The following is a 22,172-nucleotide window of genomic DNA, read 5'->3' as shown; positions in this document are numbered from 1 at the left end:
TTAGACTGCTTCTCCTTATAATCCACAATCATAAAAACCGGAGCTTGATTCAAAGGCAGATACGGATGATATGCAATTCTTTTGTAAGTGCTGGTATCAATCCATTGAACTGGTTTCTCAAATGCCATCTGCTCCCGGTTAATACTGTCGGCCGCCAGACTATCTGCTACAGATGCGCTATCCGCGGGAATCCGGAATGTGTCCTGCATTATTTCAGCGGGCTGCTGAATCCGGCGGTTTGAATCCTGCTGTGCAGCATTCCACTGCATGCTTAAAAAACAGACCATTACTAGAAATAAACGATTGCGCATCCACACAAAAATATTGATTGCAGTTTATTAAACGTTCAGGTTAACAGAACAATGCTAATTTTAATTTTTAATTTATCATGTCCGGCATATATCTACATATCCCTTTTTGCAAAAAAGCATGCAATTACTGCAACTTTCATTTTTCTACCAACCAACAGAAAATGGAAGACCTGGTGTATGCATTGACAATGGAAATAAAGCTGCAGCAGCATTACCTTTCCGATACGGTTGAAACCATTTACTTTGGCGGTGGTACTCCCTCCTTGCTTAAGTCTGCCGATATAAGCTTATTGCTCAACACTATTCACCAATATTTTAAAGTTAGCAATGATGCTGAAATAACACTAGAAGCCAATCCGGATGATATAGACCCGCACATAGTAAGAGAGTGGAAAAACCTGGGAATTAACCGGCTCAGTGTCGGAATTCAGTCTTTTCAGGAAAGCGATTTACAATGGATGGGAAGAGCCCACAATGCCCTGCAGGCAAGGGATTGCATACAGCAGGCCCAGGAAGCTGGCATCACTAACCTGTCCATTGATTTGATTTATGGGGGTCCTACATTACCTCATGAAAATTGGAAATTGAATCTAAAAACAGCTATTGATTTGGGTGTACCTCATTTGTCCTGCTATGCCCTTACTGTTGAGCCGAAGACAGCTCTGGCGCTGAAAATTAATCGCCGGGAATTGCCTGAAATAGATACGCAACATCAGGCAGAACAGTTTGAAATGCTGCAATCTATCACGGGGGAAGCTGGGTATGAACAATATGAAATTTCTAATTTTGCCTTGCCCGGAAAAAGAAGCAAACATAATTCAAGTTATTGGTCCGGCGCCCATTACCTGGGTCTCGGCCCTTCTGCACATTCCTACAATGGAAAGAGCAGACAATGGAATATCAGCAACAATTCACTGTATATTCAATCCATCAAAAAAGGGGAAATTCCATTTGAAATTGAAGAATTATCCACTGCTCAGCAAATCAATGAATATATCATGACTGCTTTAAGAACAGTTGAAGGTATTTCTGCTGAGAGGTTGAATATTATTGGTCAGAAAGAAATTTTCGTTCCGCTGGTTGCTGAAGCTCAGAAATTTATTCAACAAGGCTTAATGGAATGCAGCAATGAACACCTCCGGATTACCCCGGCAGGAAAATTCATGGCTGATGGCATTGCCGCTGAACTATTTCGTGATTAGTGAATATTGTCTACCGTGTTATCAATAGTCTGCAACAAACTCATCACAATCGGATAAAAATCGTGTTTCTGAGGGTGCTTGGTATTGATCTTTCCAGCAATCTTATCTAATGACATTAACAGATTTTCTTTACACACGCTTTCTTTCTGAATATGATTCGGGCGGTGTATTTCAAAATCATCCCTTAATAACTCCATAATGGAAACTTCCAGAATTTTGGAAAGATCTTTTATATGCCTTACGGTTAACTGGGTATATCCATTCTCAATTTTGCTATAGGCATTTTGAGAAATTCCCATTTGCTTGGCAACAAATTCCTGTGTGTAGTTTCTTTGTTCTCTTACTTTGCGAATAATGGTTTCTGGCACTTTTAAACAGTTTAGGCTTTTAATACATATTTAAGCCGCAATTTGTTTAAAAATTATTGCAAAAAACCCTCAATTTGTTTAAAACCCTCTTCGGCAGGCAGATTTTCCCACAAAATATCATGGATGGCAGCTGCAATTGGAAGGGCTGCTTGAACCGTTTGGTTGGTCTTATTTATACATTTACTGGCAAAATATCCCTCAGGTAACATATTAAGTTCCAGCTGAGCAGACTTAACCGAATAGCCTTTCCCCAACATATTCCCGAAAGTGCGGTTTCTGCTATAAAGTGAGTAACAGGTTACCAGTAAATCGCCTAAGTACACGGATGCTGTATAGTTTTTCTCCTGGCAGGATCCCGGGGCAATTTTTTCTAAAAATCCACTCATTTCGCTGGCACAGTTGGCTATATAAACACTCAGAAAATTATCCCCGTATTCCAAGCCATGGGCAATTCCAGCACCCAACGCGTAAATATTTTTCATTACGGCAGCATACTGTACCCCAACAACATCAGTATTAACCACTGTATTAATGTAATCCGTAGTAAAGTATTTGGCAATTGATTCTGTCTGACCTGCGTCAACCCCGGAAAAAGTAAGATACGAAAGCTTTTCAGCAGCTACTTCTTCGGCATGACAGGGACCTAATAAAGTAAAATACTGCTCTAAGGGTATTTGAAAATGCGCTGCTAGAAACTCATGCAGGAGCTGATTATTTGTTGGTGTTATTCCTTTAACAGCCGAAACAATTTTTTTACCTGTCCATTTTTCGGGTGATACCTGCAACAAAGCTTCTTCTACATAAGCAGAAGGAACAGCAACTACAACTACTTCAGATGCTTCAATCACAGCGTTAATATCTGCATCCAGGTGTAATTGTGCCGGATTAAAATAGGCTGAACTTAAATAATGAGGATTGTGTCTTCGTTTCTTGAAAGACTGAATACTCTCTTCGTTTCTGATATACCAGTGAATGGTGTTACCGTTATCTGTGAGGATTTTGGCTAATGCGGTTGCCCAGCTACCCCCTCCTATGATTCCAAACTGCATATGGCTGATTTATCGCTATTAATTCAGCAAACATACAGAAAAACAAATGGACGGCAGGAGCCGTCCATTTGCATACCTATATTAAAAGAAGTTAGTCTTTTTTCTTTTCCTCAAATAGTTTATCCTTCTCCACAATTGTTACCAAATTACCATCTTTCAGCATTTTACTCACAATGGAGTAAGGACCTGTAATTACTTTATCCCCCTCTTTCAATCCCTCTGTTACTTCAATATTATTCAGATCCTGAATAGCTGTTTTCACTTTCACTTTTTTCACTTTATTATCCGTCTGCAAAACAAAAACCACTTCTTCAATGGTATCATCTGAAGAAACAGACTTTTGTTCTGTTTTTTCTACCTGTGCCACTTTGTTGTCGGTTTTCTTCTCGTCTTTCTTTTCTTTCTGATCTTCCTTGCTGTCTCTGGTTGTTACCGCATTCAAAGGAACAGACAATACATTATATTTGCTTCTGGTCTGAATATCTGCACTGGCTGTCATACCCGGACGGAAAGGAAAAGATTTACCCGGAACTACCAGGTCATTGTAGCTTTCTGGTAATAAACGAATATGCACTTTATAGTTGGTCACTTCTGCTGTTGCATTCGCTGCTAAAGTATTACCGGTACTTGGATTGGCAATTTTGTAAACAATACCTTTGAATTTTCTGGATGTATACGCATCTACTTCAACAATGGCAGTGTCCCCGATTTTCACTTTTGGAATATCGTTCTCACCAACATCTACTCTTACTTCAAAGCTGCGCATATCGGCTACACGCATCATTTCAGTACCTACATTAAAACTATTACCTGCAACGCGTTCTCCTTTTTTGATGGCCAGCAAACTGATGACTCCATCCATAGGAGAAGTAATTAAAGTTCTGCCGATATCTTTATTGGCTCTGTTCAATTGTGCCTGAACACTCTGAACCCCTGCCTTAGCACTTTTAATGCCTTCCATAGCAGCATTGTAATTGGCACGTGCCGATTTTACAGCCTGCTCAGCCTGTTCAAATTCCAGACGGCTGATTACTTTTTCTTCCAATAATTTCTTTTGGCGATTGTACTGAATTTCTGCCTGATCCAATGTGGCTTTAATAGCGGCAGACTGTGCGGTTGTATTAGACACTTGTGCCATTTGCTGACTTACACCCGCAGCTACCTGGTCTCTTTGTGAATTCAGGATATCTGCATAAATTCTGGCCAATACCTGACCGCGTTTTACCGTATCTCCTTCCGCAACAGCTAATTCCACAATTTCCCCACTCACGTCGGGACTTATTTTTACTTCAATTTCAGGATATACTTTTCCGCTGGCATTCACGGTTTCTATAATGGTTCTGCGCTGAACCGCTTCTGCAGTTACTTTGATGCCTTCTTCCTTTCCTATCACGCCTGCTTTTTTCAGCCCAATGATAACGCCAATCGTTACCACCAGTCCTACAATAATCCAGATTAACTTCTTACTCATAAATTGCTTTTTATAATTTGATTCCTTGGCCTTTGTAAAATTCTAAAAGTTTGATTCTAAAAATATAATCGAACTGGTTGTTCAAACGATCAAGCTTTGCTCTCAATAAATTGTTTTGACTGGTAATTAAGTCAAGCGTTGTAGACAAACCTTCTTCAAAACGTTTACTTGCATAGTCATATGCTTTCTGAGAAGCTTCTACCGATTTTTCACTGGCCAGAAAACGTTGCATGGCTGCAGTGGCATTGGTATGCGCCTGATAAATATTTTGCTGCAAAGTAAGATCTGCCTGTTGTCTGCTGATCTGAGCAGTTCGTAAATTCAGTTTAGAACGTTCATAGCCTAAGCGTGCAGAACCCGCATTAAAAATGGGAACCTGAATATTAAATCCAAAGTTTTGTCTGAAGTTCTGCTCAATCTGACCACCCCAACCATTCCACATCTGAAAGAAATTTCGCTTGCTCGATGTTAACTGAATATCCGGTTGAAATACCTGATAGTTCTGGTTGTTCACGGTTACAAAATTGGTAGTTGGTTTTACGCCGATGATATTGGCGCCTGTTACGGTAGTTGCCGCATTGGCAAAGTTGGAACCCATACCACCAAAGGCAGAAATAGTAGGATAAAAAGCAGACTTAGCTCTTTTAATAGAAGCTTCGGCCGACTTAATTCTAAGGTCACTTACTTTTTGTGCGGGCTGATTATTCAATGCCAGCTGATACAAAATAGCAGGATCCAATTCTCCAATTGGCTGCAGGGGTATGGCATTAACGGCAGGAATTTCCACGTCAAAGGGAACTGCCATATCCAGATTAATCGCAGCTTTCAGCTGAATCACCGCCTGTTGATAAGTAGCTTTTGCACTCACCAATGTACTGCTGTCGCGCGCTAATTGTGCCTCAATTTCTGCTGCACTTAATTCCGGAAGGGTTCCCGCTGCTACCCGCTTACGGGTAAAGCCCAGCTGAGAAGCTGTTTGTCCAACCTGCACTTCCGCAATCGCAATCTGCTGTTTAGCAGCTACTACCTGCAAGTAAAACGTTGCTATACTTAAAGAAACATCGTTAGTAATTCTCTCGATATCTGTTAAAGCCGCCTGTGCGTTGAATCCGGCAATTTGCTTGTCTGCTTTTAAAGCGCCCCAGTTAAAAACGGTGGCGTTTACATTCAGGTTCAGCTGCTGGAATAATAGTTGCGTAGTGGTAAATAAGTTGGTAGTAGGGTCAATGGATCTACCAAATTGAGTACCCACATTCGTATTGGCACTGGCCGAAGGATATTGGGCCAGTTTAGTACGCTCTACCTCCAATGCTGCCAAACGTGCCTGAACATCCGCCTGCTTAACAGAAATATTGTTTTTGGCAGCGTATTCAACACAGCGCTGCAGGTTCCATTTGTCTGTTGAAGGCTGGGCCATTAATTGCCCTCCCAACGTAAAACAACCGAACACGGTTAAAAGTAAATTCCTCATAGAACAAAAATAAGTTATTCAGCGAGGCTTTTACAGAATTTAGACAGACGGAAAGGAAAGGGATGGTTTTGTGTTTAAACTCGTATGAAAGGCAGTTTAAACCCTTTTTATCCCTTTTTTAATCGCTGACTGATGAAGTAGATGGCCATAAAAACAGCTAGTACCCCCGTACCCACCAGTGCTGTCTGGGGTGTCTGAATGGCAATGCTTACTCCAACAAAACAATAAGTGGCCATAAAAATCAGCGGCAATAAGGGGAATAATTTCATTTTATAAATCCCCGTGCCATCCAGGTGTTTGGTTTGCTTCCTTAATTTGAAAATAGTAGCACTGGAAGCTACCATTCCAAAGCAGTCCAGGAAAATGGTAAAATTCAGAATCGCATCAAATGTTTGCGCAAAAAATAAAATGATCAGACAGGTGGCTGCAAAAACGGTTAAAGAAACCACCAGCACCCCGTTCTTTTCATTTTGTTTTGAAAATATTTTAGGGATTGAGCCTTCATCACTCATGGCAAACATCACCCTTGGGTTGCTCATTAGTAAGGCATTTACATAAGCCAGTACCCCAAAGAATAAAAAGAAGGAAAAAACAGCAGCACCCTTGGGTCCGAAAACTTTATTGATTACTGCATAGGCAATTTCCCTTTCTCCTTTCATTTGCTCAAAACCTACAATCTGGTAATAGCTGAAATTCACCAACAGATACAGCACAATAATAATGGTGATTCCAAAGAAAATACCTCTGGGTATATTACGTGCAGGGTTTTTAACTTCAGAACCAAAATTGATGGTTTGCTGATAGCCGCCATAAGTAAAAGACACAGCAATTAAACTATACCCCAGACTTTGTATCCAGCTCATCTCAGGGGTTGGGGGGATTGAAACTGTAGCAGACTCAGCAATGGCTGCGGCCGAACTAGCATCGTAAGGGAACAACAAGGCCGCAATCAAAACCAGAATCATTCCAATTTTAATAATCATCAGAATATTCTGGGCACGAGAACTCATTTTTAGTCCACGCAGATTAATCAGATAAAATAAAATGATGGCGCCTGCACTTAACAATGCTTTGTCTACATCGGTCCATGGTGTACCCGGAAAAAGTTTGGCGATGTATCCGCTTCCAATAATCGCTACCACACTTAAACTTGCTGCATTGCTGATTAAAATAATACAGTTGATGGCAAAGGCAATGCTGGGATGATAAGCATAAGAAAATACTTTGTAGTAGCCTCCAGTTGCCGGAAACCTGCTACCAATCTCAGCATAAGTAAGTGCACCGCATAAAGCCACAAATCCGCCCATTAGCCAGGCCGCAAAATAAACGGAAGGCTCAATGGCATGCTGTGCACTGGTTGCAGCCGATCTGAAAATTCCCATACCAATCACCAGACCCACTACAATCATGGTGAAACTAAAAACATTTAGTTGTTGATTCCCTTTCATAAGGATAAATATATACATTTGCTGCGTTACTGGTTCATCTGCCTCAGTCAGATGATTAAAAGGGAAGTCCGGTGCGAATCCGGCGCTATCCCCGTAGCTGTAACCCATGCCTCAGGGCTAACTTTTGAATCACTGCAACCACTGTCCCAAAAAATAGGGATGGGAAGGATATTCAAAAGGTGGGGAGCCAGAAGACCTGCCAATAGCAAACAAGTATTCACGGCTTTCGGGTGAAAAGCATGGAATCTAAAGTGCTGCTGCAGCAGTAGTTTATTTTTCGCCGTTTTTTTATTTTCCTGGAAGTTCATTGTTAACCTTAAATGAAATGGACAATGAGCAAAAAATTAACGCTCTTCCTAACCTTGCTGTCAGGTGCTAACCTGTATGCACAAAAAGACAGTCTGCGCACCAATGTGCTGGACGAAGTGGTAGTAACTGCCAATAAGCAGGAACAAAAACAAAGCACTACCGGTAAAGTAATTACTGTAATTGGACCTGCTGAGCTCTCTAGAAGTGCCGGTAAATCATTGGGACAGGTATTAAATGAAACGGTAGGCTTAACCATCAATGGGGCATTGAACAATGCAGGTACCAACCAGACCGTATTCATGCGGGGTGCCAATAGTGGCCGAACCCTGATACTAATGGATGGCATCCCTGTTTACGACCCGTCACAAATTGGCAATGAATTTGATCTGAATTTATTTTCCATCAACGATGTGGAAAGAATAGAAGTGTGCCGTGGCGCACAGAGCACTGTTTACGGAAGTGATGCAGTTGCCGGCGTCATCAATATTATTACGGTCAAGCAGAATGTAAACAAACCAGTCAATGTAAAAGCTACACTGACCGGAGGCAATTTGAATAGTTTTAAAAGCAATCTGCAGGTATACGGGAAATGGAAAAAACTCAGCTATACTTTGCGCAATGCATCCATAAATACCAATGGATTCAGCACAGCTACGGATACCTCGGGCAACCGTGATTATGATGGTGATGGGTACCATGGGAATACAACAACCGCAGCCATTCAGTATGCAGTTTCAGAAAAACTATTGCTAAAAGGATATGGCATGTACAGCCAGTATCGAGCAGGTATTGATGCCGGCGTATTCAGTGACGACAAACATTATCAGTTAAAAAACAATCTGCTAAATACCGGATGGGGAGCTGTTTATAAAACGAAGGGCTTACAGTTAACTGCCAATTACCAGTACAGCGAAACCAACAGAGGATACGAAAGGGATAGTTTAGATAAGCGTGTCTTCAGTTATTTTCAACGAAATCAATACTTCGGTAAAACACAGTTTGCAGAAATCTATGCCAATATTAAAATTAACCAGCAATTGTCTTTGCTGCAAGGAGTTGAATACCGTTACGCAAGCATGAATAATCAATTCAGATCGGTGAGCAGTTTTGGCCCTTTCAATTCCGGTTTTGCAGACACCAGTACTCATCAAACTTCAGTATACAGTTCTCTTCAGTATAGTAGCTTAAAGGGATTTTTTGCAGATGCAGGATTTAGATTGAACAAACATTCTATTTACGGCAACAGCACCACATTTACTTTTAATCCCTCCTATGCAATAAATGAGCAATTGCGCATTTTTGGAAGTGTGGCAACCGCTTTTAAAACTCCCTCTTTGTTTCAACTATTTGATACTTTCAGTGGCAGAAGAGACCTAAAAGCTGAGACCAGTACGGGTATAGAAATTGGAATGTCTCATCAGTATAACGGATTCAGCAGTCGTTTGGTAGGGTTTTACAGAAATACCAATAATGGCATTGATTACGATTATGTACGCAACAAATACTACAACTTTATAAAGCAGGTTGCATTGGGGGTAGAATATGAAACCAATGTACAGCTTAGCAAATCCATGCAATTGAAAATGAATTTCACCTATCTAAGCATGACCGATTCTACACAGAGCCGTGTTAACTTTAAAGATACAGGCTATGTATACGGTCTTAGAAGGCCTGGATTCCAGAGCAATGTAGTGCTACAATACAATCAACCCAAATGGTCTGTTTCAATCAGCGGTAAATACGTAGGAAGCAGATCTGATATTGGTGGCTTCAGAAGAGCAGATGTATTATTGCCTGCCTATTTTTTGCTGGGTGCATACGCGGAATATAGGCACAATGAAAAGTTGAAAATTTTTATTGATACACAAAATATAACGAACAACCGATTTACCGATTTGAGAGGCTTTAACGGAATTCCGTTTATAGTGAACAGCGGCATTTCACTTCAACTTTAGACAATCAATTGGTTGTTTTTGTTAAAGGTCGTGTCATTATACCAACTTGCATATTACCCACTAAATATCTAAATACTACGCTATGCTAAATGATCAACTGCAAAATAAAATCAATGGTAAAACCAAACCTATCGGAGCTTTGGGGACATTGGAAGAGATTGCATTACAGGTAGGATTAATTCAATCCACTACTTCTCCTGCAATAAAAAAACCAACGATTCTTGTTTTTGCAGGGGATCATGGCATAGCTGCTACAGGGCTAGTAAACCCTTATCCGCAAGCAGTTACTGCACAAATGGTTTTGAATTTTTTAAAGGGTGGTGCAGCTATAAATGTTTTTACCCAATTGCATCATCAGGATTTGATTGTAGTGGATGCTGGCGTAAATGCAGACCTGGGACACTTGCAACAAGACAATTTTATTCATGCCAAACAGGGTATGGGGAGCCGGAGTTATTTAGATGGCGAAGCCCTAACTCAAAATGAGGTTGAGCAAAGTATTTCAGTTGGCAAACAACTGGTGGTAAAGATTGCTACTGAAGGGTGCAATTGCATTGGCTTTGGAGAAATGGGCATTGGCAATAGTTCTGCCGCAGCTTTAATTATGCATGGCATTACCCACTTACCCCTCAGTGCCTGTGTAGGTATTGGAACGGGAACCAATGAGGACCAATACAAAACTAAATTAGCCACTTTAGAAAAAGTAGCTGCATTGCATCAGGTTACACAAATAGGCAATGACCCATTGAAGTTATTAGCTGCCGTGGGTGGTTTTGAAATTGCCATGATGGTGGGCGCCTATTTATCTGCGGCCGAAAATAAGATGGTTATTGTGGTGGATGGCTTTATTGCAACAGCTGCTTTATTGATTGCAGCGAAAATATCGCCGGAGATTCTATCGAATTGCCTCTTTGCACATAATAGCCTGGAACAGGGGCATACAAAAATGCTGGAGTACCTGAAGGCAAAACCATTACTGCAATTAGGATTAAGATTGGGTGAAGGAACCGGGGCTTCCCTGGCCATCCCCATTATTCAATCCGCAGTGGCATTCATCAACCAGATGGCATCCTTTGAACAAGCAGGTGTAAGTACTGCTACAGAATAATTATCTTCCACAAAATTTCAGGAATGGGCCAGCAGTGGATTTTATTCAAAACAGCCATTATGTTTTTTACCCGCATTAATGTGGGTAATCTTCCCTATAGCAAGGAAAATTTACAGGGCTCTGCACGATATTTCAGCTGGGTAGGTATCATCGTTGGATTAACAGGTGGATTGGTATTATGGGCAAGCAGTTTTGTATTTTCTCCCGCTTTATCTGTTTTGTTTTCAATGCTGACAACTATCTTATTAACCGGGGCTTTTCATGAAGATGGTTTTGCCGATTGTTGTGATGCTTTTGGCGGCGGATGGACAGTAGAAAAAATCCTGACCATCATGAAAGACAGCAGACTGGGAACTTATGGAGTAATTGGTCTGATTGGAATATTGTTTGCCAAGTATTTATTGTTACTGGAGTTAACAGAAAATTTTCCTGCTGGCATTATATTATTCGGAATAATTGCAGCGCATGCCAATAGCCGGTTCTGGGCAACTACCCTGATGCAGAAGTTAATATACGTGCAAGATATTGATGCCAGTAAATCAAAACCGCTTGCCGACAGAAAACTGACCAGCAAAGAAACAGCCGTTCTGGCTTTAGGCAGTTTTGCTCCCCTTGCCCTATTCTTTACTATTCTTTACACGCCTGTTAGCGAGTTGAATCATTTTCACCTTGATATAACATTTATTTCCTGGTTTTTATCTTTTTTATTCTGGGTACAAGTGCCCCCCTTTATTGTTCAGCTTTTTGCTGTTCGGTATTTTAAAAAATGGATTGGGGGGTATACAGGAGATTGCTTAGGAGCAACCCAACAAGTTTGTGAAATTGCATTTTATTTAGGATGTTTATGCTTATGGAAATTTATTTGATTAGACATACTACTCCCAATATTGAGAAGGGGATTTGCTATGGCCAGGCAGACCTGGATATAACGGAAACATTTTTAGAAGAAGTAGAAGCCATTAAACCCCACTTGCCGCAGAAGGACTTAAAAGTGTATAGTAGTCCTTTACAACGCTGTAAAAAACTGGCTGATGCCCTTTTTGATGGAATGGAAATAGATGTGCACGAAGACCTGATGGAACTCAATTGTGGAAACTGGGAATTGCAACGCTGGGACGATATTCCAAAAGAAGAGATTCAACCCTGGATGGACGACTTTGTAAATATTCGGGTACCCAATGGTGAGAGCTATGTTGATTTACATGAAAGAGTAGTGAATCGTTTTAATGAAATAGCATTGCGCAAAGAACCTGCGGTAATTGTTGCGCACGGGGGAGTTTTAAGAAGTATTCTCTCGCATATCACGAATACACCTTTAAAGGAATCCTTTGATGTATTCACACTCCATTATGGTTGTGTAGTAAAAATCAGTTTAACGGATAACGGGCTGAAACATGAGCTTTTATACAATCATTCACGTCAAGGTAAAGAATGGCATCGTCCAACTGTTTCATAAATTGTATCTTTAAAAAAACAAGTCTATGGAATTTCAGGTTGATCAACTGCTAACTGTAACTTTTACATTGTTTGCGGTAATTGATATTGTAGGTTCGATCCCTTTATTAATTTCATTAAAAGAAAAAATGGGGGGCATTCGCTCCATTCAGGTGACCCTGATTTCAGGAGCATTGATGATTTTGTTTTTATTTGCCGGGAAGCCCTTCTTAAAAATACTGGGACTGGATATTCGATCCTTTGCAGTGGGTGGCTCTATCGTGATTTTTTTACTCGGTCTTGAAATGGTATTGGGCCATGAAATTTTTAAAGGAGACAACAATGCCAAAAGTAGTAGCGTTGTACCCATTGCTTTTCCTATCATTGCAGGCTCCGGAACCCTTACCACCATCATGTCTTTGAAAGCGAATTTTGAAGAACTCTATATTTTACTTGGTATTTTAATAAACCTTCTGGTAGTCTATATCACTTTACGATTACTCAAAGTAATTGAAAGGGCCTTAGGCGAATCAGGATTACTAGCCGTTAGAAAATTCTTTGGTGTAATCCTGATTGCTATTGCCGTTAAAATCTTTAGTACCAACATTGCCGCTTTTGGTAAGTAAGCTTACCAAAGCACTGTATACAAAGCGGTAATAATTCCGAATAAAACCAATACTCCTACCACAAAGGAAGGATGCAGTTTAAACATGCTGCGATCTACCTCCAGGCCATTGGTTTGAATACCCCGTTTGGCATCCCACATGCTAATAAAATACATACAAACAATACAGATTAGGAATACAATGCCCATTCTGTCTAAGAAAGGAATTTCAAAAACCCCTTCTGCATTGGCTACTGCATAACCAGATGAAGCCAGCCAGGAAAGATCTATATATGCGGGCATGAACTTGAATAAAATAGACAAAACAAATCCACCGATGGTTGCAAACAGTGCTGCATTGGAAGTTGTTTTTTTCCAGAAGAAGCCAAGGAAGAACATGGCAAATACACCGGGCGAAACAAAGCCTGTATATTCCTGAATGTATTGGAAGCCTCCTTTTTTGTCAATGCCCATAAACGGTGCAACCGCCATGGCTAATAGCATGGCAAGAACAATTGAAATTCTGCCAATGTTCACCATTTGTTGCTCACCTGCAGCAGTGTTTATTTTCTTTTTGTAGATATCTAAAGTAAAAATAGTTGCAATACTATTGGCCTTCCCTGCAAGAGAAGCTACTACCGCTGCAGTGAGGGCTGCAAAAGAGAGCCCTTTTAATCCCACCGGTAATAAATTCAACAATACGGGATAAGCACGGTCTGGATTCACTTCGCCATCTTGCAATAATTCAGTTTGAAAATACCCCTGTTGATGCATTACATAAGCTGCAATACCTGGCAACACTACAATAACTGGCATGATTAATTTTAAGAAACCAGCAAATAGCAACCCATTTCTGGCAGTTGGCAAATCCGCTCCCAGTGCCCGTTGAGTAATGTACTGGTTACAACCCCAATAATTTAAATTGGCAATCCATAATCCCCCAATTAAAACCGTTAACCCTGGTAGATCTGAGAAGCTTGGGTTATCAGGTTTTAAAATCATGTGAAAATGATCGTCTGCCTTATCTGTTAATACTTTAAAACCGTTGATTAATCCAGTAGTTCCATTTTGTTCTGCTACTAAGTTTAAGGCTATATAAGTTGCTGCTAATCCACCAAGGATTAAAAAGAATACTTGAATGACATCTGTGTATCCAATTACTTTCATCCCTCCCAGCGTGATTAGGACTGCAAAAAAACCCAGTGCAATCATACATACTGTAAAAGAAATACCCGAGATACTGCTGATAGCCAATGCACCTAAAAATAAAATAGAAGTGAGGTTTACAAATACATAAAGCAATAACCAGAATACTGCCATGATCATGGCTACGGTATCGTTGTATCGTACCTGCAAAAATTGCGGCATCGTGAAAATTTTGTTTTTCAGATATACCGGCATAAAGAAAATAGCTACAACAATTAAGGTTACTGCCGCCATCCATTCGTAACTAGCAATGGCCAATCCCATTTTAAAACCGCTACCACTCATTCCTATAAATTGCTCTGTTGATATATTGGATGCAATTAATGAGGCCCCGATTGCCCACCAGGTTAAAGACCCTTCTGCTAAAAAATAATCTTTGGAACTGGCTTCTTTTGCCTTCTTTCTGCGGTATACCCAGATACCATATCCTGCTACTAGGATAAAATAAAATAAGAATACCAGGTAATCGGTTGTTTGCAATGCATTCATACAGCTTGGTTATTATCGTTTAGGTGTACCTAAGCTATACAATAATCAAATGTGTTTGTGTGGATGGGGAGAGATTTTTTTCTCAATTGTGGGGGGTGGGTGGGTCGGGATTGTCGGACTCGCTTAGCAAGCCAGGATTGTCGGACTGTATATACAGGATTGTAGGTTAAATCATGTTCAAGTTACAAAAAATAGGTGCATTTTTATGTACTGCACAGTTCATGTTATAAGCTGGCCTTCTGTCTGTCGAGGTTGTAAAGTCCTTGTCCGCTGTGAGTTTCGCTGTCATTGTCGAGTTGCGAATGGGTCTGTTTGTGTCGGCTGTGGGTAGCGGTTTTAAAAATTTTAGAAGGGAAGGAAATTTTAAAAAATAATTTTTCTTTGGGTGGTAAAGGTGTAAGCTCTTTTGCAATTTTTGGACTGTGCGTTGGCTTGTGCGAATTGCAAATGTGCTTACACCTGTGCGATGGCTATTTTCTTCTGTTTATTTTTTCTTTCGCTGTGTCAACTAAATAATAGACCATAGGCACTAAAAACACAGTCAAAATTAAAGATGAAAGAAGTCCGCCAATTATAACCCAAGCAAGTCCGTTTTTCCATTCTGCTGCTGTTCCTGTTGCCATTGCAATAGGAAGCATACCAACTACCATTGAAAGAGTTGTCATTAGGATTGGTCGCATACGTCCTTTTCCTGCTATGATTAAGGCTTCTTTGAAATGTTTACCTTCTGCTTTTAATTGATTAGTAAAATCCACAATTAGAATAGCGTTTTTTACCACTAAACCCATTAGCATAATTAAACCCAATAAGGCAAATAAACTCAAATTACTTAATGACAAATTCAAAGCGAAAAACGCACCAATTGCTGCAACTGGTATAGAAAACAATACCACAAATGGATAAACAAAGCTGTCATACAGTGCTACCATAATCAAGTAAATCAGCAAAAATGAAATGAGTAAAACGGAACCCAATGCTCCAAAACTATCATTCTGTCTTTTGATGTCGCTACCCCAAGTCATTTGTATGCCGTTTGGCAATGGATTTTCTTTTAGATAAGCAACAACATCGTCTGCTACAGTTCCTGATGGTCTGCCTAATGCGTCTGCTGTTAAAGTAACTGCTGGTTGTCGGTCTTTTCGTTCTAACAATGACGGAGAATTGTCTTGCTCTACGCTTGCAAACTGTGAAACTTCAACTGGTATTCCCATTGGGTTAATGATCGAAAGTTGTTGAACATCTTCAAAGTTTTGTCGGTTAAATTCGTCTAACCAAATTCTTACAGGATATTCTGTTCCGTTCTCAGTAAGCGTTGCATCTTCATTACCTGTAAATGCAGTTCTTAGGTTCAATCCAACATAAGCGGTTGTTAAACCTAATCGTTGCATTTTATCTTTGTCTGGAATTATTTTGTATTCGGGACTACCTGCTTCAACGGACAAGCGAACATTATCTGCTCCGGGAATTTTTTCAATTACCGATTTCAATTCATCACCCGTTTTCATCACCAAATCTAAATTGCTTCCGCTCAATGTAATTTCAATAGGAGCCGAACGAGGTATTAAACCTAAAGCTGCCATTGAATAATTTATACTTGGAAATTTTAACTTTAGGTCTTCTCTAAGTTTTTTCATAAATGTTTCGGTCGGCACATTTTTAAGTTCCTTTTTAGATTTTAATTGAATGGTAAATTCTGTTTTGTTTGCAGAACCAACACCCAAACTTCCAATGCCTGTGCTTGGTCCGCCAATGTTACTGAATACCGTTGCAACTTCGGGTTGTTGAATAATGTATTTTTCAATTTTTTGAGCAATTAAGTTGTTTTGTTGAATGGAGGTAGATTTATCAAATTCTAATGCCATTCTAAATTTTCCTTGGTCGCCTGTTGAAATTAATTCTTTACCAATAATACCTTGTTTCATAATGCCTAAAGTCATTACAAAAAGCACAATAACGATACCTGTAAAAGCTAATTTATGGCTCAATACCCATTCTAATCTGCGACCATACCATTCATTAAAGTTTTCTAATTGAATTTCGAACCATAGTAAAAAGCGATTGAAAAAATTGGTAGGTTGTAAGTCTTCTTTTTTGCCAATACGAGAAGCCATCCATGGCGTTAAAGTAAAACCAACCAATAAACTGGTGAGAGTAGAAGTTACTACAACAACCGAAAATTGCTTGAGCATATCAGCAACAAACACTTGAAGAAAAAGAATGGGCAAGAAAACTACAACGTCAACTAAGGTGATGGATAAAGCAGCAAAGCCAATTTCCATTCTGCCATCCATTGCAGCCGTTTGTTTGTCTTTTCCTCTGTCTAAATGCTTTTGAATGTTTTCTAAAACTACGGTAGCGTCATCTACCAAAATACCTATGATTAAAGACATTGCAAGCAAGGTCATTAAGTTTAAGGTGTAACCCAAAAGCCACATTACAGCAAAGGCAGTAACTAAAGAAGTTGGAATAGCTACCAATACGATTAAGGAATTTCTAAAACCTCTTAGAAATAAAAGCATTACCAACGAAACCAATAACACCGCTAAGATTAAATCGAAAACAACGGAGTTTACGGCTGCAATCGTGTTATCGGTGCTATCGTCTGCAATTATAATTTTTACACCCGAACTGGCATTTTGTTGTTCGATGGATTGAAATTTTTCTCGAACGGCTTTTGAAACATCTACTGCATTTGCATCTCCTTGTTTTTTCAGCATTAAACCAATGCCGTTTTTACCATTGTAGCGACTGATAGAAGTTGTTTCCTTTACGCCATCTATAACATCTGCTATGTCTTTTACATAAACTGGACTTCCTAAAACAGGCATAGCAACTTGGACATTTTTAATATCCTCAATAGATGCAAATTTTCCCGTTAAACGAACTGAATTACTTTCCTTATCGGTTTGCACCTTTCCGGCAGGTAAGTCTAAGCCAGAACGATTAATTGCTTCAACAACCTGAACCATTGAAATTTTATACAATTTCAGTTTGTCTTGATTTATTTTTACATGTATTTCTCTTACCTCTCCACCTAAAACAGTAATCTCTGCAACACCTTTTATTTGTTGAATTTGTGGCAAATAATCATCCTTCATTTTTTGATAAAACTCGGTGGCTGACAAATCGCTTGTTGCACTAATAGACATTATCGGTAAATCATTGGGCGAAACTTTGCTCATTACAGGACTCAAGATCTCGTCCGGTAAATCTTGTCGAATATTATCAAGATAGCGTTGTGCGTCTTGCATTGATTTGTCCAAATCTGTTCCATAGTTCAGATTGGCGATGATGATAGAAGCATTGGGTAATGACTTTGTAACCAAGTAATCTACACCTTCTAAATTCGATAAAGCATCTTCGATTTTTCGTGAAACGGAAGTTTCTACTTCGTTTGGTTCGGCACCAGGGTAAACAGTTTTAATTACAACTACTGGCTGATTAAAGTCGGGCATTAATTCATAACTCAAATTTTTATACCCTATAAAACCTAATAAAGTAAATACGCTGAACAGCACTATTATCAGCGAAGGTCGTTTGATTGAAATTTCTGTAATGTTCATTTTTCGCTGATTTTATTTAACAGTTACATTTGCCCCATCAAAAAGATTGATGAAGCCATTCGTTACAATCACATCACCTTCATTTAATCCACTTGCAACAATCGCTTTGTTTTGTAGCTTATTTGAAATAGTGATGTTTTGCAAAAGGGCTTTGCCATTTTTCACTACGTAAACTTGCGGTTGGTTTTCAGTTCCTTGTATAGCTGATGATGGTATGATAATTCCCTTTTCAGGCAATTTGCTTTTGAGTAACACTTTACCAAACATTCCTGATTTTATTTTCAAGTCCGATGTGTTATTTACCGTAAACTGAACAGGAAAACTACTGCCCATATTGGCTTTACTACCAATCATAGTAGTTTTTCCAGTCAATAGAATTTCAGAATAAGCATCTGCCGAAAGAGAATAGCTTTGATTTAATTTGAACTGGCTTAAATCTTTTTCGGGAACATTTACGGTGAATTTTAAAGTTGTAATGTCCGTTATTTGGAGCAATGGAACGCCCGGTGCAGCAAAAGCTCCTTCTTCACTTAATTTTGCAGTAACAACTCCGTTAAATGGTGCTTTGATTGTGGTTTTGTTTATCTGCTCCAACAAAGTTGTTTTCTGAACTTTTGCAGATTTCAAACCTAACTCCGCCTTTTCTAATTGAACTCCTTGAATGGCATCTGCTTTAGCTAAAATGGTATAGCGGTTTACATCTGCTTCCAATCCTTCTATTTGCACTTCAATAGTTTGCAGTTGCAATTTCAGCAATGAATTGTCCAGCTGAATTAAAGTTTGACCTTTACTTACAACGCTTCCAGCATCAACTAAAATGGTGTTGATTTTCCCTTGTAATTCGGCACTTATTTTGGTTTCCTTGTTGGGCTCAAATGTGCCTGAATAAGAAAAATCTGCATTCACATTTTCAAGTTGCAATGTATCTACTTGAACATTTATAGCTTGTTCTTTATCGTATTGAAAAACTTTACTCTGCGTAATTTCCTTGTTTGTTTTCAACTTAATTACCACAATTGCAATTATCGCCAATGGTATGATGACGTAGAGTGCTTTTTTTAGGACTGATGATTTTGTATTCATTGTGATAATTATTTGATTATTGAAATATTTCCTGTGAGTTTTTTTAGTTCCAAATCTGCTTTTAGGTAATCAATTACAGCAGATAAATAAGTTTGTTGTGCTTCACGCAAAGCATTATCTGCAAGCAAAACATCTGTTAAACTTGCCGTTCCTTGTTTCTGTTGAAGAACGGTTTGCTCGTAGATTGTTTGTGCCAATTGGATTTGTTCTGTTGTGGTTTCTACCGTTCTTTTAGCGACTTCTCTTTGAAGTTTGGCATTTTCAACCTGCATATTGTTTTGCTCAGTAAGCATTCCAAATTGAAGTTCATTGTTTCGAAGTTCAAGCGTTTTCTGATTTATTTTTCGCAGTGTAACTGTTCCATTAAATAATGGATAAGATAATTGAACACCTGCAAAACCAATTGGATAAAAATCAAGGAAAGAAGCAGGTTGTCCGTTATAACCAAAGCCCGTTGTTCCATACATACTAACAAGATTTAGTGAAGGCAAATACCTTGATTTATTGAGTGTGTTGAGTTCACTCGACAATAAGCGGTTTTGAGTTTTTATTATTCGAATATCTAAGGTTGATGAAGATGTGTATTCATTTGTGTTTTGATATTGAATGTTTGCTTCAATTTGCAGATTTTGTTCAATAGAAATACCCATAGCAAATTTCAAGGCATTTAGAACCTGCTCGTATTTGCTTTTGATGGTTTCCTTTTGGGTGGTTAATTGTGATACTTGTAATTTTACCTTGCTTACATCTGTTCCTTTGACAAGCAATTGTTCATTGAGCAATTGCATATTTTTCAGAAGCCTTTCTGCGTTAATCAAATTACTGTCAATAAATGCCAATTGGTGGTGCAAGATTTGGGCATTGTAATACAAATTGGAGATTTCAAAATAGATTTGCTCCTCCGTTTTTTGATACTGCAAGTCTGTCAATTCCGAAGCAATTTTAGTAGTTTGTATGGCTCCATAAACTTGTGGATTATACAAAGGCATTGATAGTTGCAAATTGGCGTTGATGTTATGCGGAACTCCAAACTGAATTGCTCTATATTGACCTTCTGGAACTGCTGGATTAAAAGCATTTATTGGAAGCAGTTGATAGGGTAAATTATAGTAATATCTGTAGTCTGCATTTGCTGTAACTTTAGGAATTAAATTGGCTTTGGCTTCTTTCTCTCTTTGTTCACCAATGGCCATATTGTTTCTGCTCATTTGCAGGTTTTTATTGTGAACCTGTGCTGTATCAATACATTGTTGCAAAGTCCAAGTTTGTGCTTGTGCGGATTGAAAGCCTCCTATTATCAATAATAGAACATAATAATGTTTGTGAATATTCGCTAACTTCATTGGTCAAATTTTTTTACTTAATGAGTATTAATTGACTTTCAATTGTTCCTACAACCCAATGTTTTACCATTGGTTCAATATTTATAAAGTCACCTGACAATAGTGTTTCCATTATCCCTTTTTCATTTTCAAAAATCACTTCTCCTTCCACGCAAATCAAAAGTGCTGGTGTTTTGGTGATATGCTCTTTTAATTTCTCGCCTTTCAAAATTTGGATAGCTGTTGCATTGCCCAGGTCACTTTTGAAAAGAGAAGTTGCTGAAACTGGTTTTTCTTGTGTATGTAATTCTTTTATTTTCATTGGAAATATTGGTTAAATGTTGAAAATGAAGTTTGTATGTTTTTAAACTGCTCTGATGCTTCGGTTTCGTTTTTAGCTTCTGAAAGTTCCTTTACCATATCAATGTATGGCAAAAGCCACTTATGAAGTTCATCGTGTGCTTTGCCTTTCATTGTGCAATTAGATGTAAGTAAATCAATATTGGTTTGTAGTTTTTCAGCTAATGATTTGAAGTCTTTTTGCTCAACATTAGCGAAGTGATTAATATCATTTTCCATATTGCGAATATGTGTTATCATATTGGCATCAACTTTCCATTTTTCTCCATTGTTGAGTTCAATCGCTTCGCTTTCATCATCGAGATGATGATTATTTTGTTCGGCAATTTCTGTTTGATTATTTGATTTCTCGTTTGTGGAATTGCTACAGCTAGATAACATAATGCTAAAAGCAGCCAGTGATAGGATTAATTTATTCATTCCCTTGTTTTATTTAATTGTTTATTGATAGTGAAAAATGCAATGATTGCAAATACAAGCGTTACCGGAATTCTGAAAATCATTGCACCGATTGTTTTCGTTTCATAAATACCACCCGAATTAGCGTGTATTTTGAGTCCGATAAATGCAGCGATTAGTATAATTGTTGAAATTCCTAAGAGTGTACTCGTCCATTTTTTGCTTTTAGTAAACCCATAAGCAGCAAGCAGATAAAGAATGCTACTTATGAAATTTGACCAAACCACAAACAGAACATAATTGCCTTCTTTGGCTCTGATGCCAAACAAATCAAATATCACTGATGTGCTTAGGAAAAGAGTAATCAAGCCAAAGGCAGTCAGAATTACTGCTGATGTAGAGAGGACATACTTTTTCATTTGGATTTTATAAGTGTTAATAATGCTTGAATCATATTATCTCCGTTTCTGTTTATGTCAAATTGAAAATTGGCAACCCGCCATTTAAACATTTGCAATCGAAAAGTTCCCATCACGAAATGTATCAATTCATCGGATGTTATTGAATTTGTGAATACCTTCTTTTGTTGTCCTTCCAAAATAATTGGCATCAAATGTTTCATTTTTACAGCCATTATTTTCAGTATGGTTTCGTTGATGCGTTGGCTTTCTTCCATTAATCCGTCAGAAAAAACTGCCACTACAAAATGCGGATGCTTATTAAAAAATGAAAATTGATCTTGAAATAGCGTTGTAAATTTTTCTTCGGGTGAATGTTCGCTTGAAATTGCATTGGTATAGCGTTCATCCATACTTTGAGCAAGATATTCAAGTAAGGCAATAATGATTTCTTCCTTGCTTGTAAAATGCCTGTAAATGGCACTCTCAGAAAATTTCATTTCCTTAGCAAGGTTCTTTATTGTTAAACCGCTTATTCCCGAAGCAGTCAATATTTTTCCTGCTGCTTCTATAATTTCAAGTTGTCTGTCAGAAATTGTTTCTGTTGTCATTTTTTCTCTTT

At 38.7% G+C, this 22,172-nt stretch carries 19 protein-coding genes and 1 riboswitch; of the genes, 6 read left to right on the top strand and 13 right to left on the bottom strand.

The annotated features are described in order from the left end of the window. The first annotated feature begins 388 nt into the window (after positions 1-388). The gene (hemW, locus tag F777_RS0104480) at positions 389-1,513 is read left to right on the top strand and encodes a radical SAM family heme chaperone HemW (protein ID WP_026750999.1); all 1,125 of its coding nucleotides are present in this window, start codon (positions 389-391) and stop codon (positions 1,511-1,513) included. Here hemW and F777_RS17570 read toward each other — a convergent pair. The 5 genes from F777_RS17570 to F777_RS0104455 all read right to left on the bottom strand — a co-directional run bounded on the left by F777_RS17570 (position 1,510) and on the right by F777_RS0104455 (position 7,320). Further along, positions 1,510-1,881 carry a helix-turn-helix domain-containing protein gene (locus F777_RS17570; RefSeq protein ID WP_071790309.1) on the bottom strand — a complete coding sequence of 124 codons (372 nt, stop codon included), beginning with the start codon at positions 1,879-1,881 and terminating at the stop codon, positions 1,510-1,512. The two genes, hemW and F777_RS17570, sit on opposite strands and share 4 nt — an antisense overlap. A 53-nt stretch (positions 1,882-1,934) precedes the next feature. After that, complete coding sequence (locus F777_RS0104470) at positions 1,935-2,930, bottom strand: NAD(P)H-dependent glycerol-3-phosphate dehydrogenase (RefSeq protein ID WP_026750998.1); 996 nt, start codon at positions 2,928-2,930, stop codon at positions 1,935-1,937. Positions 2,931-3,021: 91 nt separating this feature from the next. Beyond that, positions 3,022-4,401, bottom strand: coding sequence for an efflux RND transporter periplasmic adaptor subunit (locus F777_RS0104465; protein WP_026750997.1), 1,380 nt, complete (start codon positions 4,399-4,401; stop codon positions 3,022-3,024). A 10-nt stretch (positions 4,402-4,411) separates the two neighbouring features. Continuing rightward, entirely contained in the window at positions 4,412-5,872 is a 1,461-nt protein-coding gene (locus F777_RS0104460) for a TolC family protein (protein WP_051408425.1), read from the bottom strand. 107 nt (positions 5,873-5,979) lie between these two features. After that, positions 5,980-7,320, bottom strand: coding sequence for an APC family permease (locus tag F777_RS0104455; protein ID WP_026750995.1), 1,341 nt, complete (start codon positions 7,318-7,320; stop codon positions 5,980-5,982). A gap of 13 nt (positions 7,321-7,333) precedes the next feature. Next, positions 7,334-7,539, top strand: a riboswitch (cobalamin riboswitch). A gap of 113 nt (positions 7,540-7,652) precedes the next feature. Here F777_RS0104455 and F777_RS0104445 point away from each other — a divergent pair. From F777_RS0104445 to F777_RS0104425, 5 genes are all read left to right on the top strand, one after another. Further along, positions 7,653-9,584 carry a TonB-dependent receptor plug domain-containing protein gene (locus F777_RS0104445; protein ID WP_026750993.1) on the top strand — a complete coding sequence of 644 codons (1,932 nt, stop codon included), beginning with the start codon at positions 7,653-7,655 and terminating at the stop codon, positions 9,582-9,584. Positions 9,585-9,666: 82 nt separating this feature from the next. Further along, positions 9,667-10,692 carry a nicotinate-nucleotide--dimethylbenzimidazole phosphoribosyltransferase gene (cobT, locus tag F777_RS0104440; protein WP_037369125.1) on the top strand — a complete coding sequence of 342 codons (1,026 nt, stop codon included), beginning with the start codon at positions 9,667-9,669 and terminating at the stop codon, positions 10,690-10,692. Between the two features lie 23 nt (positions 10,693-10,715). Next, positions 10,716-11,558 carry an adenosylcobinamide-GDP ribazoletransferase gene (locus F777_RS0104435; protein WP_026750991.1) on the top strand — a complete coding sequence of 281 codons (843 nt, stop codon included), beginning with the start codon at positions 10,716-10,718 and terminating at the stop codon, positions 11,556-11,558. Then, on the top strand, positions 11,543-12,148 hold the full coding sequence (gene cobC / locus F777_RS15685) for an alpha-ribazole phosphatase (RefSeq protein WP_051408424.1): 606 nt from the start codon (positions 11,543-11,545) through the stop codon (positions 12,146-12,148). The genes F777_RS0104435 and cobC overlap by 16 nt, the downstream gene beginning before the upstream one ends. Positions 12,149-12,173: 25 nt before the next feature. After that, on the top strand, positions 12,174-12,752 hold the full coding sequence (locus F777_RS0104425; protein WP_026750990.1) for a MarC family protein: 579 nt from the start codon (positions 12,174-12,176) through the stop codon (positions 12,750-12,752). Between the two features lie 2 nt (positions 12,753-12,754). On the opposite strand, the gene F777_RS0104420 is transcribed toward F777_RS0104425, so the two are convergent. The 8 genes from F777_RS0104420 to F777_RS0104385 form a co-directional block, all read right to left on the bottom strand. Further along, complete coding sequence (locus F777_RS0104420; protein WP_026750989.1) at positions 12,755-14,425, bottom strand: sodium/sugar symporter; 1,671 nt, start codon at positions 14,423-14,425, stop codon at positions 12,755-12,757. 470 nt (positions 14,426-14,895) lie between these two features. Then, positions 14,896-17,988 carry an efflux RND transporter permease subunit gene (locus F777_RS0104415; protein ID WP_026750988.1) on the bottom strand — a complete coding sequence of 1,031 codons (3,093 nt, stop codon included), beginning with the start codon at positions 17,986-17,988 and terminating at the stop codon, positions 14,896-14,898. Between the two features lie 12 nt (positions 17,989-18,000). Beyond that, on the bottom strand, positions 18,001-19,071 hold the full coding sequence (locus F777_RS0104410; RefSeq protein ID WP_026750987.1) for an efflux RND transporter periplasmic adaptor subunit: 1,071 nt from the start codon (positions 19,069-19,071) through the stop codon (positions 18,001-18,003). A gap of 8 nt (positions 19,072-19,079) precedes the next feature. Continuing rightward, positions 19,080-20,414: a TolC family protein gene (locus F777_RS0104405; RefSeq protein WP_026750986.1), complete on the bottom strand. Its 1,335-nt coding sequence runs from the start codon at positions 20,412-20,414 to the stop codon at positions 19,080-19,082. A gap of 13 nt (positions 20,415-20,427) precedes the next feature. Continuing rightward, a complete protein-coding gene (locus F777_RS0104400) occupies positions 20,428-20,715 on the bottom strand; it encodes a cupin domain-containing protein (protein ID WP_026750985.1) in 288 nt (95 codons plus the stop codon). Continuing rightward, positions 20,712-21,173: a hypothetical protein gene (locus F777_RS0104395; protein ID WP_026750984.1), complete on the bottom strand. Its 462-nt coding sequence runs from the start codon at positions 21,171-21,173 to the stop codon at positions 20,712-20,714. The genes F777_RS0104400 and F777_RS0104395 overlap by 4 nt, the downstream gene beginning before the upstream one ends. Further along, complete coding sequence (locus tag F777_RS0104390; protein ID WP_037369124.1) at positions 21,170-21,571, bottom strand: hypothetical protein; 402 nt, start codon at positions 21,569-21,571, stop codon at positions 21,170-21,172. The genes F777_RS0104395 and F777_RS0104390 overlap by 4 nt, the downstream gene beginning before the upstream one ends. Next, positions 21,568-22,161: a TetR/AcrR family transcriptional regulator gene (locus tag F777_RS0104385; RefSeq protein WP_026750982.1), complete on the bottom strand. Its 594-nt coding sequence runs from the start codon at positions 22,159-22,161 to the stop codon at positions 21,568-21,570. The genes F777_RS0104390 and F777_RS0104385 overlap by 4 nt, the downstream gene beginning before the upstream one ends. Positions 22,162-22,172: the final 11 nt, after the last annotated feature.

This window comes from Sediminibacterium sp. C3 (genome assembly GCF_000508085.1).
Classification (GTDB): Bacteria; Bacteroidota; Bacteroidia; order Chitinophagales; family Chitinophagaceae; genus Sediminibacterium.
Note: the sequence above shows the minus strand (reverse complement) of the source record. Positions and strands in the feature narration are given on the sequence as shown.